Here is a 13,910-nt window from a genome sequence, read left to right as displayed (position 1 = left end):
CTGGTGTCAGACATTCGGGGTTGCCGCAGCGACGAGCATTGCTTGCATCAAAACATCTCCGCAACAACACGTTTGCCTCATCCGAACCGCCGTCGCCGCCATTCGATCAGCTTGGCCGAAACTTCGTCCGGCTTCTCCTGCTGCGTCCAATGGCCGCTGTCCTTCACCAGATATTTTTCCAGGTCCGGCACGAGCTTCTCCATGCCGTCGGCGGCCGAGGGCGGCAGCACGTGATCGTTCTCGGCCATGATCATCAGCGACGGCACCCGCACGGTGTGGTCGAGATCCGCCGAGCGCTCCCAGTTGCGCGTGAAGTTGCGGTACCAGTTGATGCCGCCGGTGAAGCCGGTGCGCTGGAAGGTGTCGACAAACACCTGCTTTTCCTCGTCTGACAGGATCGGGGCGCGCGGATCGTGCCGCGCGTCGTATTTGGCGATCATCTGCGGAAAAGCGAGGTTGACCCGCGGCGAGGCTCCGACACCGGCGACCGGCTGGTCCGCCGGCGCGTCATGACTACGCGGCACGGGCTTGCGCATGAACGCGTCGAAGGTCTGCTCGACACGGCCGTCGAAGACCTTGTCGGCCGCGCGCGAGCGGTCCTGAAACTGCACGATATACATGTGCTCGCCGTATCGCTGCCGGAACAGCTCGACCGGATCGATCGGCGCGCGCGGCAGATGCGGGGTGTTGACCCCGATCACACCCGCGACCCGCGCCGGATGCCGCATCGGCATTTGCCAGACGACGAAGCCACCCCAGTCATGGCCGACGAAGATCGCCTTGTCGATCTTGAGGTGGTCGAGCAGCCCGACGAGGTCGCCGGTCAGATGCTCCATGTCGTAGTCCTCGACCGCCTCGGGCCGGTCGGTCGCGCCGTAGCCGCGCTGGTCCGGTGCGATCACGCGCAGGCCGGCCTCGCTCAAGGCCTTGATCTGGTAGCGCCAGGAGAACGCCAGTTCGGGCCAGCCATGGCAGAGCACCAGCGGCGGCGCATCGGTTGTCGGGCCCGCTTCGTAATAGCCCATGCGAATGCCGTTGACGGTGGCGAACTGCAGCGGAGGCATCTCGATCATGGTCATTTCCTCAAACACACGAAGAATTTCTCGTTCTGTCCTGCGGCCGCGCGGCGGATGAGGAGACTCGTCACGACCACGCTCTCGGCTGTTCGCCCGCCCCCGCCCCTCTCCTCGAACGGCGAAGAGAGGCAGCGTACCGGCCATGCTGAGCAGCCAAGCCAACCCAAGAGAACGCTCGAACGATCAGCTCGCCGCGCTCTTGCGCGGCGCCGGTGCGAACGCCTTGTCGAGTCGCTCGAATTCCTCGGGCAGCATGTCGCACAGCACCTGCACATGCGGGATGATGTTGGCGCCTGCGATGAACCCGAAATCGAGCTGGTCGCGATAGCTCTGCACGGTGATGTTGAGCGCGAGCCCATGGGCCGAGATCGAGACCGGAAAGATGTGCAGGAGCTCGGCACCGGCGGCATACAGCGTCTGCCGCGGCCCCGGCACGTTGGATACCGTGATGTTGGCGGCCGGCGGCAGCACGTCGGACAGGCTGGAGCGGCTGTACAGCAGCGCCAGGATCTGCACCAGGATCGGTGTCCCGAGCATGGAGACGTTGGAGACCTGCGGCATGAAGGCGCGCAGCGGATGCGACATCTCCTTGGACTTGGTCGACTGCGCGATAATGGTGTGCAGCCGCTCCTTGGGATCGGCGACATCGGTGGCGATGCCGCAGATCATGCCGAACACCTGGTTGTTGGCCTCGGTGTTGCCCTCCTCGCGCAGCGATATCGGCACCGCCGCGGTCAGGGATTTCTGCGGCAACGCCCCTTGCTCCTCGAGATAGCGGCGCACCACGCCGGAGGATAGCGCCAGCACCACGTCGTTGAGCTTGCCCTCGGCCCGCTTGGCGAGCGCCTTGGCCCGCGACAGCGAGATCGAGGCACCGGCAAAGCTGCGCTCCGAGGAGATCGACTTGTTCAGGATGGAGGGCGGCGAAGCCATGCTGGCGAGACTGCGCCGCGCAGCGGGATCGGAGGCCTTGCCGACGACGTCCGAGACGCTTTGCAGCATCGAGGGGATGCTGCCGGCGAAACGCACCGCGCTCTCGATCTGATACATGGCGTTGTCGAACAGGATCGAGCCGAGATCGCTCTTGCCCGAGCGCGGCAGCTCGATGCCCTTGGCCAAGTTGGCATTGAGCGGCTGGTTCCATAGCTGGGTGTAGGCATTGAGAAGGGTGGCAGCGATGTCGCGCGGCTCCTGCCCGGCCTTCGGCCGCGCGCTCGGCGGCTCAACCTGCCGCGGCACCGGCGTCAGGTCGTAGATCATATTGGTCAGCGCCGCGCCGGCACCGCCGTCGATGCAGGCGTGGTGCATCTTTGAATAGAGCCCGACCTCGTTGTCCTTCATGCCCTCGAAGACATAGAACTCCCACAGCGGGCGAGCGCGGTTCAAGAGCTTGGCGTGCATCCAGCCGACGATGCGCTCGAGAGTTGCTCGGTCGCGCGGCTCCGGCAGGCTGGCGCGGAAGATGTGGCGGTCGATGTCGAACTGGTCGTCCTCGACCCAGGAAGGGTGATCGATGTCGAGCGGCGCCTTCTCCAGGCGAGCCTTGAGGATCGGGGCGAGGTGCAGCCGCGAGGCGAGCATCGCCTTGAACTGTTCGAAGAAATCGCCCTTGTGGTCCTCGGGGAGCCGGAAGATCGCCATGCTGCCGACATGCATCGGCATCTCAGGTGTCTCGAGATACAGAAACGATGCGTCCAGCGATGACAGTTTCTTGCCGTCACCCATCTGATCCTCCCCTCAACATCCAGCGCGTTGATCGCGCTCGTTAGCAGATTGAGGATAGTGCCTGTTTCGGCGGCGCATAGGCAATGGCAAACGGTTCCCGATCTGGCAAATTGCTTAAATTGCTCTCCCCGGGCGCTGGCAGCGGGGCGGCGGACCCCGGGCACAAGCCAGAACAAGATACCATCGCGACGCGGCACGACGGCGAGAGCGGCAGGCTCGGGTTGGTGCGAATACCTCCCGCCCAGGCCAACGGCAGCCCGGCACCAAGCGCTGTCCCTCCGGGGCGGCCGGAGCACGTTCGCATCCACGCCATGCAAAGCAGACTGCGTCTGGAGGACGATCGCGCGCAGGCTCCGCGCCTTTGCAGAGCTCGATGCAAACTACTTTGGCGGACAGGACGAATTTGCCGAGTCAGCAATCAAGCCGTTCAGCGTGGCTACGTCTGAAGCATAGATGGGGATTTGGGCTGTCACAGATCGGATGAAGACGTTCACCGGCTGTCGGGCAGCCGTCCCGCCAAACATCGGCGCAATCGATGAGCACGAACGAAAACTCCCAACCAACCTTCTGACTTGAAGGCCCGTTTTGAAGCTGATCGTGGCTAGGATTTTGAAGGCTTGGTGGGCGCACTAGGGCTCGAACCTAGGACCCGCTGATTAAGAGTCAGCTGCTCTACCAACTGAGCTATGCGCCCGGATCTTGCATCCGGAGAAAGCCTTCCGCGAGAGCCGGTCGTTTAGCAAAGGGATTCCGGGATGTCCAGCGATGTCAGAGGATTTTTCGGCACAATCGATGCAGAAAAACCGCCGGCGGGCGGCGGTTTTCCCCACATGAAATCAGAGGGATCGTTAACCGGCGATCAGAGCCGTCCGGACTCGCGTTCCTCGTCGGACCAACCCATGCGGCCCGGGCCGAATCGGTGCTCGCCGAAGCGCGGACCGTCGCCCTCGCCGCGCTCCATCCAGCGGTGGTGGCGCGGACCGTCGGGTCCCATCATGTGCCCCATCGGCCGGGTCAGCATCGACAGCCGGCGCTTCTGGCCGTCGTCGAGCGTCTTGTAGAGCGGGTCGGCCGCATCGGCGACCTTCTTCATTGCGTCCGCCGTCACGGCCATCGTATCGGCCCGCTCGCGCAGCCGCGCCACCGGATCGGCATCCTTGTCCTGGGCGTCGCCGGCGGCGTTCATCCGCGCATTGGCGCGGTCGAAGCGCAGCTTGGCGAGATCGCGCACGGCGCTCTCGACCGGCGACCACAGCTTCTCCTGGTCGGCGTTGAGCTTCAGGCCGGCATGGACCGACGCGATGCGCGCGTCGAGCATCGCGGCGCGATCCTCGGGATTCATCCGCGCATGGTGCATGTGATCATGAAACCAGGCGCGGTGCTGGGCGTAGACCGCGGTCGAGCCGGCGATTGCGAGCACGGCGACAGCGGCAATGGTGAACCTTCTCATGCCAACCTCCTCTGGAAAGCCGGGCGAGCATGGGCCTGCCGCGCCGCACCTTCAACTTACAGTTTGGACAGAGTGGACCACCTTACGAAGATGTAATTGCTTCAAATACCTTTCTGTTTTTGCAATTCGGTTTCAATTGATTGCTGCAGGTCAGAGCATCCCGAGCATGCGCGGCAACCACAGCGAGATTTCCGGCACATAGGTCACGAGCGCCAGGAAGCCGAGCATGGTCAGCAGCCACGGCATCACGGCGATGGTCAGTTCGGTGATTCCCATCTTGGCGATGCCGGAGGCGACATAGAGGTTCAGGCCGACCGGCGGATGGCACATGCCGACCTCCATGTTGACCACCATCAGGATGCCGAGATGCACCGGGTGGATGCCGAGCTTGACCGCGACGGGGAACAGGATCGGCGCCATGATCAGCACGATCGAGGTCGCCTCCATGACGTTGCCGGCGAGCAGCAGCAGGATGTTGACGACCAGCAGGAACACGATCCAGTTGACGCCGGCCGTCGCCATCCAGTTGGCGATCTGCTGCGGGATGTTCTCGTTGGCCATCAGGAACGAGAACAGCACGGCGTTGGTGATGATGTAGAGGATCATCGCGCTCATGTTGGCCGAGCCGAGCAGCACCTTCGGCACGTCCTTCAGCGACATGTCGCGATAGACGAACACGGCGATGACGAAGGCGTAGACGGCGCTGACGGCGGCCGCTTCCGTCGGCGTGAACTTGCCGGTGTAGATGCCGCCGAGCACGATGACGATCAGCAGCAGGCCCCAGATGCATTTGCGGAACGCGGTGAGGCGCTCTGCCCAGCTGGCGCGCGGCAGCCGCGGATAGTCGTTCTTCCAGGCGCGGTAGAAGGTGGTGAAGCCGAGCAGGCTCGCCAGCATCAGGCCGGGGATGACGCCGGCCATGAACAATTGCCCGACCGAGGCCGAGGACACGCGGTGGCCCGCGGGATCGAGTGCGATGCTGCCACCGGTCGCGACCGAATAGACCACCATCACGATCGACGGCGGGATCAGGATGCCGAGGGCGCCCGAGGTGGTGATGACGCCGGCGCCGAAGCGTTTTGGAAAACCCTGCTTGACCATCGCCGGCAGCATGATCGAGCCGATCGCGATCACGGTGGCTGGCGACGAGCCCGACACCGCGGCGAACAGCGCGCAGGCCATGACGCCGGCAAGGCCCAGGCCGCCGTACCAGTGCCCGACCATCGAGGTGGCGAAGTTGATCATCCGCCGGGCGACGCCGCCATGGGTCAGGAAGTTGCCGGCGAGGATGAAGAACGGGATCGCCATGATCTCGAAATTGTCGATTCCCGTGAACAGCTTCAGCGCGACGGACTCCGTCGGCACGTTCGTCATGAAAAAGACGAAAGACAGCACGGTAAGGCCGAGCGCGATCGAGATCGGCATGCCCGTCAGCATCAGGAAGATGAGCAGGCCGAAGATCAGGAGGCTGCTCATCGCACGGCCTCCACGCCCGGGGTCTCGATGCCCTCGACCGCCGCATGGTCATGGTGCGGCAGCTCGTCGTGGCGGAGGTAGTGCCAGGCGACCTGCAGGAAGCGGAAGCACATCAGATAGGAGCCGAGCGGGATGCAGAGATAGACCAGCCAGCTCGGCAGCTCCATGTCGGGCGTCACCTGGTCGGTCTGCGACAGGCCGTAGACGAATTTCGCGCCCATGGTGCCGATGATCGCGGTGAACAGCGCCCCGCACAGCAGGCCGAACAGGATCGTGACCTTTCGCAGTGACGGCCGGAGCATGTTGACCAACACGTCGACGCCGACATGGATGCCGGTGCGCACGCCGTAGGCGGCGCCGAACTTCGCCATCCACACGAACATGTAGATGCAGAGCTCCTGCGCCCAGGACAGGTCGATCGGGAACAGGATCGGATAGAGCAAGGGGATGCCGACCAGATAGCGGTGCAGCACGGCCACGAAGATGATCGAGGTCGCCGCCGCGATCAGGAATGCAATCAGGATCTCCTCGAGCCGATCGAGGATGCGCAACAGCAAGCCCAAGTCCCCTCCCCCCACAATCAAACGTCCGCGACGCTTGACTGCGCCGTCCGATTTTCCTGGCGCCCCGCCAGGCCTTGTCGCTGTCATGCGCGGGCCACAGGGCCCGCGCATCTCTCGCTCAAGTCGTCAGTTCGTCGTGCCGCGCGTCTCCTTGAGGAATTCGTCGATCAGCGGCTGACCGACGCGCCCCGCGACGTCCTTGTAGACCGGCATCATCGCCTTGCGCATCGCCTCGTCCTGGGCGGGCGTCAGCTTGACCAGCTCGGACTTGCCGGACTTGCGGATCTCCTCCAGCGCGTCGTCGTTCTCCTTGGCCGACTGGCCGTTGCCATACTCGGTGGCTTCCTTCATCGCCTTGTCGCAGGCGGCGCGGATGTCCGGCGGCAGGCCGTCCCAGAACTTCTTGTTCACGACCACCACGTAGCCGATGTAGCCGTGATTGGTGAGCGTGATGTACTTCTGCACCTCGTGCATCTTCTGGGTATAGATGTTGGAGGGCGTGTTCTCCTGGCCGTCGACGACGCCGGTCTGCAGCGCCTGATAGACTTCAGAGAACGCCATCACCTGCGGGATCGCACCGAGCGTGCGGAACTGGGCATCCAGCACCTTGGAGGACTGGATGCGGAATTTCAGGCCCTTGTAGTCGGCGGGATCGACGAGCTTCTTGTTGGCGCTCATCTGCTTGAAGCCGTTGTCCCAGTAGGCGAGCCCGATCATTCCCTTCGGCTCGAGCAACTTGAGCAGCCTGGTGCCGAGCGGACCATCGGTCACCTTCCGCAAGGTGGCGAGGTCGGGCAGGATGTAGGGCAGATCGAACACCTCGAATTCCTTGATGCCGATCGGGCCGAACTTCGAGTTCGACGGCGCCAGCATCTGCACGGCGCCGAGCTGCAGTGCCTCGAGCTCTTCCTTGTCCTTGTAGAGCTGGGAGTTCGGATAGACTTCGACCTTGACCTTGCCGTCGGTGTACTTCTCGGCCAGTTCCTTGAACTTGTCGGCCGCGAGACCCTTCGGGGTGTTCGACGCCACCACGTGGCTGAACTTGATCACGATCGGATCGGCGGCCACGGCCGGGCCGGCCAGCGCGACGACCGCGAGCGCGGCTGCGGTGGCGATCAAATGGCGGAGTGTGAATTGACGCAAAATGTCCTCCCGACGTTTCCCGGGGGACATTGCAACGATGCCCCCGCTTTGTATGCCAAGGGCATTGTTAGCGGCTGGCGGGCGGGAATGCCATTGACCGTTCGCCGCAGACGGACCAATTCCCGTGCTGCGGCGCAACAACAGATATCATCGCCCCGGGCTCGACCGCGGACGCGGCCAGCCCGGAACAATGGTCGTCAGCTCAGCTCGCCGCCGCCGAGGTTCCGCCGCTCGGCACGGTGTCGCGCTGGCGCTTCATGACGATCTTGTTCAGCGCACCGAGATAGGCCTTGGCCGAGGCCACCAGCGTATCCGGATCCGCCGCCCGCGCCGTCATCGAGCGGCCGTCATGCGACAGCCGCACCGACACCTCGGCCTGCGCATCGGTGCCCTCGGTCACCGCGTGGACCTGGTACAGCTCCAGCTTGGCCTGGTGCGGCACCAGCGCCTTGATGCAGTTGAAGACCGCGTCGACCGGACCGTTGCCTTCGGCCTCCTCGATCTTCACCTGGCCATCGATGTCGAGCTTCATGGTCGCGCGCTGCGGCCCATGGGTGCCGGCGATCACCGTCAGCGACGCCAGCTTGATGCGGTCATGCGCGGCGGCGATGCGCTCGTCGAGCAGTGCCTCGATGTCCTCGTCGAAGATATCCTTCTTGCGGTCGGCCAGCGCCTTCATCCGCACGAACGCGTCCTCGATCTGGTTCTGGCCGAGCTTGTAGCCCATCTCCTCCAGCTTGTGGACGAAGGCATGGCGGCCGGAATGCTTGCCCAGCACCAGCGAGGACTGCTTCAGGCCGACCATCTCCGGCCGCATGATCTCGTAGGTCGACGCATCCTTCAGTACGCCGTCCTGGTGGATGCCGCTCTCATGCGCGAACGCGTTCCGGCCGACGATCGCCTTGTTGTACTGCACCGGGAACGAGGTCGCCGCCGACACCAGCTTCGAGGCCGAGGTCAGCTTGGTGGTGTCGATCCGGTTCCAGTAGGGAAATCTGTCGTTGCGCACGTTGATCGCCATCACGATCTCTTCGAGCGCGGCATTGCCGGCGCGTTCGCCGATGCCGTTGACGGTGCACTCGACCTGCCGCGCGCCGCCGACGATGCCGGCCAGCGAGTTGGCCACCGCCATGCCGAGGTCGTTGTGGCAGTGCACCGAGAACACCGCCTTGTCGGAGTTCGGCACCCGCTCGATCAAGGTCCGCATGAAGTGGGTGTATTCGTCGGGGACGGTGTAGCCGACGGTGTCGGGAATGTTCACCGTGGTGGCGCCGGCCTTGATGACAGCCTCGACGATGCGGCACAGGAAGTCCATCTCGGAACGGGTGCCGTCCTCGGCCGACCACTCGACGTCGTCGATCTGGTTGCGGGCGCGGGCGACCATCGCCACCGAGGTCTCGATCACCTGCTCCGGGGTCTTGTTCAGCTTCACGCGCATGTGCAGCGGCGAGGTCGCGATCACGGTGTGGACGCGGCCGCGCTTGGCGAACTTCACCGCTTCGGCGCAGCGGTCGATGTCGGCGGGATGGGCGCGCGACAGGCCGGCGATCACGGCGTTCTTGGAGCGGCGGGCGATCTCGCTGACCGCCTGGAAGTCGCCTTCCGAGGTGATCGGAAAGCCGGCCTCGATGACGTCGACGCCCATGTCATCCAGCAGTTCGGCGACCTCGAGCTTCTCCTCGAAGGTCATGGTGGCGCCGGGGCATTGCTCGCCGTCGCGCAGGGTGGTGTCGAAAATGATGACGCGGTCCTTGTCGGACTTCGGTGCGGTGGACATCGGCTGAATTCCTCGAGTTCAGGTGGTGCGCTTGGCGTCGAGCATTTCTGAAGACGTGAGCGCTGAAGGGTGTTGCGGTGTCGAAGCAGCCCCCTGAGTGCCCAGGCGCATCCCGCCCAGCCGGCCCTCAGGGGCAGCTAAGAAGCAGAAGCTCGAGCGCGCCGGTCAGGCCGCGAGCCGGCAGCGAGGCGAGCGCGATCGACCGGGCGTCTGCCCCGGCGATGGCCTCGATCTCTGCGCTGCGAATCAGCATTGCCAAACCCTTTGCGAAGACACGAAAACTGTGCGGCAAAACCATTGATGGTTTGTTGCCGAGGTGCCCTCGCCGGTGCTTTTACCGGGATTGCCGGGGCCCCGCAACGCCGAAAAATGGTCAAAAGGGGTGACGTATTGCAAGGTTTCTGCATCGCGGACGTCCTTGGGACCATGGATCCCGGACCGGCCGCGCGTGTGGCCGCGCGCCCGTCCGGAACGACGGTTAGGGTGTGGTCGGCACCTGTCGGCCTCCACGTGCACATGCGTTCCGATTGGCCAGCGCTGCCCACCCCACATTCAATGTCATCCCGGGCAAGGCCAACAACGCGCCAGCGTTGGTGGACGCCGACCCGGGATCCATACGCCGTGACGGTCGTGGCTGGGCGGGATGGAGCGGCCACCGTGCCTCGAACTCCTCCCTGGGGTTATGGATCCCGGATCTGCGCGCTTGTCCGGGATGACGGTGGGGGTTGTGGTTGGCAGCGTCAGCGTCGACATCCACGCGTCCCGGTTGCCAGCGCCGCCCACCACACAAACAGTGTCATCCCGGGCAAGTCCACCAACGCGCCAGCGTTGGTGGCCGCCGACCCGGGATCCATACGCCGTGACGGTCGTGGCTTGGAGGGATGGAGCGGCCATCGTGCCTCGAACTCCTCCCTGTGGTTATGGATCCCGGATCGGCGCGCGCGTGCCGCGCGCTTGTCCGGGATGACAGTGGAGATGGAGTTGGCAATGTCGGCATACACGTCCAAGCGTCCCGGTTTGCCAGCGCCGCCCGCCACGCAAACAGTGTCATCCCGGGCAAGGCCGCCAACGCGATAGCGTTGGTGGCCGCCGACCCGGGATCCATACGCCGTGACGGTCGTGGCTTGGAGGGATGGAGCGGCCATCGTGCCTCGACTTGCTCCCTGGGATTATGGATCCCGGATCTGCGCGCACGTGCCGCGCGCTTGTCCGGGATGACGGCGAGTGTGTAGTTGGCGGTCGGCATCTGCATCAGCACACACCTCATCATCGCCGCGGCACGATCGTGCCCGGGTTGATCATCGACATCGAAACCCTCTGCAATTCGAGGGTGCAGGGAAGGCCGGGCGTCTGCCGACACCCGCGGCCCCCGTGCGGAAGAAGTGCACGGGGCAGGAACCACAGGATCGGCCAGGACATCCCGGCCCTCCCTGCGCAACGGCTTTACGGCTTACTTCGTGCTCTCCCCGGGGACCGGCTTGATTGCCCCCGTCGCCGGCGCGCTCGTCATGAACGCCGCCGGCTTGACGCCAGCTTCGGGGCGCCAGGACCACACGACTTCGCCGTCCGCAACACGCCGGTCGTCCACCGGCGTCTCACGGCCATCGCTCCCCGCACTCCACGTATCGTGACGACGCGTACGCCCCTCTTCGACGAGGCGGGATGGCGCATATCCAATCACAAATTCTGAAAAAAAGAAAGACATTTTTTTCTGCACGCTCGGCCTTGCGATCGCTCGACAGCAACAATCGCTTGCGCGGCAGTCTGTCCGGCAACAGACTGGCCGCATGACCGTTGCTCTCAAGATCATCGACCAGACCCCGGGCCAACACGCCCCGGTTGTGCGTCAACTTTATCTCGCGAGCGAGCGCACCACCCTGCGCGAGGTGCTCAGGCGCCGCATCGAGGAAGAGGTGGCGGCTATCAATGCCGCCGACCGGACCATTCATCCGCTGGTGGTTGCCCCGACCGAACACGAAGCTCGCGTGAACGGCGAACGCACCGCGCGACCGCGCAAGGTCGACGCCGACAAGCAGCTCGCCGCGGCGATCGAAGCCTTCGAACGGACGCGAATTCTGGTCGTCGTCGATCGCCGGCAGGTGCTCGATCTCGACGAGGAGATCACCATCATGCCCGACACAGAGGTGCGGTTCATCAAGCTGGTGCCGCTGGTCGGCGGCTGACGTCATGGATCTGATCAAGCGATTGACGTCCTTGCTCGGCGGAGGCAGATCCGAGGACTCGCCCCCCACGCTCGCCCCCGCAGACTTGATCCTCGCGTATGAGAAGGGGATCGCCGACGAGACACGTCGCGGCAGGTTGTTTCGTCCGCCGACCAGCCAGGCCTTCCTTGCCAGGCCAAGGAGCGAATGGCCGGACCTGACGATCCTGATCATTCAGCGCATGGACGAGCTCAACAACCAGCCCTACACGATCGAAACAGGCAATCGCTGGGATCTCCTGATTGGGCTAGGTCAGCTCATGGGCGAGCTGTTGAAGGAGCCGCTCCCATTTACGGAAGCTCAGCTCATCACCTTGCTTCGAGTCTGCGGTCCAGGGGTCAATCAACTACGCCACAGCCTCCCTTACGATGGCCTGCTCCGCCAGATCGAGCCGTTGGCCGCGCGCGCGGAGGCCAATGGCGAGCTCGCGAACGCCATCGAATCCTTTGCCATTGCCATGCGAGGTCCGGGAGGACCCAGTCGCGCCATCGTTTCCCGGGCGGAGAAACTCGTGCCCCGAGAGGATCGAACGCCCGCGCTGCTGTCCAGCGACTGGTCTCGGCAGTTGCTCTCCCAGCGCAGGAGCGAGATCCAGGATCGTGCGCTCTCCCAGGCCATCGCGTCCGGAAAATCCAAGCCGAGCGCGAAGTTTCTGAGGACGGCGGGAAAGCTCATGGCAGAGGATGCCGACCTTGCCGAGCAGATCATGAGCTGGATCGAGGCCTACACGCCGCATCCCGAACGTGCGGACCCGAACGAGGACACGATCCGCGGCCTGATCTGGATGATGGCGACTGCCCCGCAGGACTTCGTCGCCGCTCGCCTCGGCCGTCATTGCGAGCTTTGCTTCAAGAAGATCCCGATGGTCGGCGCGCATTCGATCAAGCTCGGCAACGCGGCGATCCAGGCGCTGGCGGTGCTCGGCACGCCGCTGGCCATCGCCGAGCTGACACGGCTGAAGAGTCGCATCCGCTATCCGGTCGTCGTCCGCCGGATTGCGGCGACGCTCGATGAGCTCGCGGCGACGCGGCAGGTCAGCGCCGCCGAGCTCGAGGAAATGGCCCTGCCGACCTTCGGTCTAACAGCTGACGGCGAGCGCGTGATGCCGATGGGCGACGGCGCTGCGATCCTGCGCGTCACCGGCAGCAAGGAGGTGACGCTGTCGTTCCGCGCCGGCAGCGGCCGCGAGACGGCTTCGGCACCCGCGGCGCTCAAGATCGCGGCGCCAGAGGCGCTGACAACGGCGCGCCGGCTGCGCAAGGAGATCGAGGCCGCTCTGGCCGGACAATCCGCACGCCTTGAGCGGCTGTATCTGTCCGAGCGCACGATCCCCCTCGCCGACTGGCGCGCGCGCTATCTCGATCATCCGCTCGTGGCCGGACTGACGCGGCGACTGATCTGGCGCTTCATGTCCTCCGCAGGCGTCATGGCCGGCCTGCCGCGCGCCGGAGGCGAGATCGAGGATGTCGACGGCCGGGTTGTTGCGCTCGATGCCGATGCGAGGGTGTCACTGTGGCATCCGATGATGGATGAGGCTGCGCAGGTGCTGGCGTGGCGCCGCCGCCTCGCCGCCTGCGGCATCACCCAGCCGTTCAAGCAGGCGCATCGCGAGATCTATCTGCTCACCGATGCCGAGCTCGCCACGGACACCTACTCCAACCGCTTTGCCGCCCACATCATCCGCCAGCACCAGTTCAAGGCGCTGTGCGACCAGCGCGGCTGGACCTACCGGCTGATGGGCGATTGGGACTCGCACAATACGCCGACGCGTCCGCTGCCGGAGCGCGATCTGTTCGTGGAGTTCTGGGTCAACTGGATCGAGAATGCCGCCACCGGACAAACCGGCGTGTACGACCTGATCGCGACGGATCAGGTTCGGTTCGTCCAATCCCATGGTGAGACGATTCCGCTCGCCGATGTGCCGCCAATGCTGTTTTCGGAGCTGATGCGCGACGTCGACCTGTTTATCGGCGTGTGCAGCGTGGGCAATGATCCCAATTGGAGCGACGGTGGACCGCGGGGTGACTACCTGACCTACTGGCGATCCTACGCGTTCGGTGAACTCGGCCCGTCCGCCAGGACTCGCGGCGAGGTGCTGGCGAGCCTGTTGCCGGCGCTGGTGATCGCCGACCGCTGCACGCTCGACGACCGCTTTCTGATCGTGCGCGGCAAGTTGCGCACCTACAAGATCCATCTCGGCAGCGGCAACATCCAGATGGAGCCGAATGGCCAATATCTCTGCATCGTGCCCGGACGCGGCAAATCGGCCGAGCCGGGCTCCGCGCGGCTGATGCTGCCGTTCGAGGGCGACGGCACGCTCTCGATCATCCTGTCGAAGGCGTTCCTGCTCGCCAAGGACGACGAGATCACTGACCCGACGATCACCCGACAGATCGCGCATTGAACGCAGAATACGCGAGGACATCATCGTTCCTGCGAAGGAACCGTTCGCGAGCAGGTCATTAGGCTGCGAGCCAT

10 protein-coding genes and 1 tRNA gene are annotated in these 13,910 nt (G+C 64.6%); 2 read left to right on the top strand and 9 right to left on the bottom strand.

Annotated elements, in window-relative coordinates; genetic code table 11:
- Positions 1-77 precede the first annotated feature (77 nt).
- The 9 genes from ACQR1I_RS07675 to ACQR1I_RS07635 form a co-directional block, all read right to left on the bottom strand.
- Positions 78-1,073 carry an alpha/beta fold hydrolase gene (locus ACQR1I_RS07675; protein WP_434868886.1) on the bottom strand — a complete coding sequence of 332 codons (996 nt, stop codon included), beginning with the start codon at positions 1,071-1,073 and terminating at the stop codon, positions 78-80.
- A gap of 186 nt (positions 1,074-1,259) precedes the next feature.
- Positions 1,260-2,801 carry a WS/DGAT/MGAT family O-acyltransferase gene (locus ACQR1I_RS07670; RefSeq protein ID WP_434868887.1) on the bottom strand — a complete coding sequence of 514 codons (1,542 nt, stop codon included), beginning with the start codon at positions 2,799-2,801 and terminating at the stop codon, positions 1,260-1,262.
- Positions 2,802-3,419: 618 nt separating this feature from the next.
- A tRNA-Lys gene (locus ACQR1I_RS07665) sits at positions 3,420-3,495 on the bottom strand.
- 165 nt (positions 3,496-3,660) lie between these two features.
- Positions 3,661-4,251, bottom strand: coding sequence for a Spy/CpxP family protein refolding chaperone (locus tag ACQR1I_RS07660; RefSeq protein ID WP_434868888.1), 591 nt, complete (start codon positions 4,249-4,251; stop codon positions 3,661-3,663).
- Positions 4,252-4,401: 150 nt separating this feature from the next.
- Entirely contained in the window at positions 4,402-5,727 is a 1,326-nt protein-coding gene (locus tag ACQR1I_RS07655; RefSeq protein ID WP_434868889.1) for a TRAP transporter large permease, read from the bottom strand.
- Complete coding sequence (locus tag ACQR1I_RS07650) at positions 5,724-6,290, bottom strand: TRAP transporter small permease (RefSeq protein WP_434868890.1); 567 nt, start codon at positions 6,288-6,290, stop codon at positions 5,724-5,726. The genes ACQR1I_RS07655 and ACQR1I_RS07650 overlap by 4 nt, the downstream gene beginning before the upstream one ends.
- Before the next feature lie 126 nt (positions 6,291-6,416).
- The gene (locus tag ACQR1I_RS07645) at positions 6,417-7,433 is read right to left on the bottom strand and encodes a TRAP transporter substrate-binding protein (protein WP_434868891.1); all 1,017 of its coding nucleotides are present in this window, start codon (positions 7,431-7,433) and stop codon (positions 6,417-6,419) included.
- Between the two features lie 202 nt (positions 7,434-7,635).
- On the bottom strand, positions 7,636-9,210 hold the full coding sequence (locus ACQR1I_RS07640) for a 2-isopropylmalate synthase (RefSeq protein WP_434868892.1): 1,575 nt from the start codon (positions 9,208-9,210) through the stop codon (positions 7,636-7,638).
- Between the two features lie 127 nt (positions 9,211-9,337).
- Positions 9,338-9,463 carry a hypothetical protein gene (locus tag ACQR1I_RS07635; protein WP_316192860.1) on the bottom strand — a complete coding sequence of 42 codons (126 nt, stop codon included), beginning with the start codon at positions 9,461-9,463 and terminating at the stop codon, positions 9,338-9,340.
- Positions 9,464-10,997: 1,534 nt separating this feature from the next.
- On the opposite strand from ACQR1I_RS07635, the gene ACQR1I_RS07630 reads away from it, so the two are divergent.
- Both ACQR1I_RS07630 and ACQR1I_RS07625 read left to right on the top strand, forming a co-directional pair.
- A complete protein-coding gene (locus ACQR1I_RS07630) occupies positions 10,998-11,393 on the top strand; it encodes a hypothetical protein (RefSeq protein ID WP_434868893.1) in 396 nt (131 codons plus the stop codon).
- 712 nt (positions 11,394-12,105) lie between these two features.
- The gene (locus tag ACQR1I_RS07625) at positions 12,106-13,836 is read left to right on the top strand and encodes a DUF4132 domain-containing protein (RefSeq protein WP_434868894.1); all 1,731 of its coding nucleotides are present in this window, start codon (positions 12,106-12,108) and stop codon (positions 13,834-13,836) included.
- Positions 13,837-13,910 lie beyond the last annotated feature (74 nt).

It is taken from the genome of Bradyrhizobium sp. HKCCYLS2038, from assembly GCF_051167655.1.
GTDB lineage: Bacteria > Pseudomonadota > Alphaproteobacteria > Rhizobiales > Xanthobacteraceae > Bradyrhizobium.
This window is presented reverse-complemented; position numbering and strand designations above follow the sequence as displayed.

Coding starts and splice junctions, on each gene's coding strand:
- ACQR1I_RS07675 (WP_434868886.1), bottom strand. CDS start 1,073: ATGATCGAGATGCCTCCGCTGCAGTTCGCCACCGTCAACGGCATTCGC.
- ACQR1I_RS07670 (WP_434868887.1), bottom strand. CDS start 2,801: ATGGGTGACGGCAAGAAACTGTCATCGCTGGACGCATCGTTTCTGTAT.
- ACQR1I_RS07660 (WP_434868888.1), bottom strand. CDS start 4,251: ATGAGAAGGTTCACCATTGCCGCTGTCGCCGTGCTCGCAATCGCCGGC.
- ACQR1I_RS07655 (WP_434868889.1), bottom strand. CDS start 5,727: ATGAGCAGCCTCCTGATCTTCGGCCTGCTCATCTTCCTGATGCTGACG.
- ACQR1I_RS07640 (WP_434868892.1), bottom strand. CDS start 9,210: ATGTCCACCGCACCGAAGTCCGACAAGGACCGCGTCATCATTTTCGAC.
- ACQR1I_RS07635 (WP_316192860.1), bottom strand. CDS start 9,463: ATGCTGATTCGCAGCGCAGAGATCGAGGCCATCGCCGGGGCAGACGCC.
- ACQR1I_RS07630 (WP_434868893.1), top strand. CDS start 10,998: ATGACCGTTGCTCTCAAGATCATCGACCAGACCCCGGGCCAACACGCC.
- ACQR1I_RS07625 (WP_434868894.1), top strand. CDS start 12,106: ATGGCAGAGGATGCCGACCTTGCCGAGCAGATCATGAGCTGGATCGAG.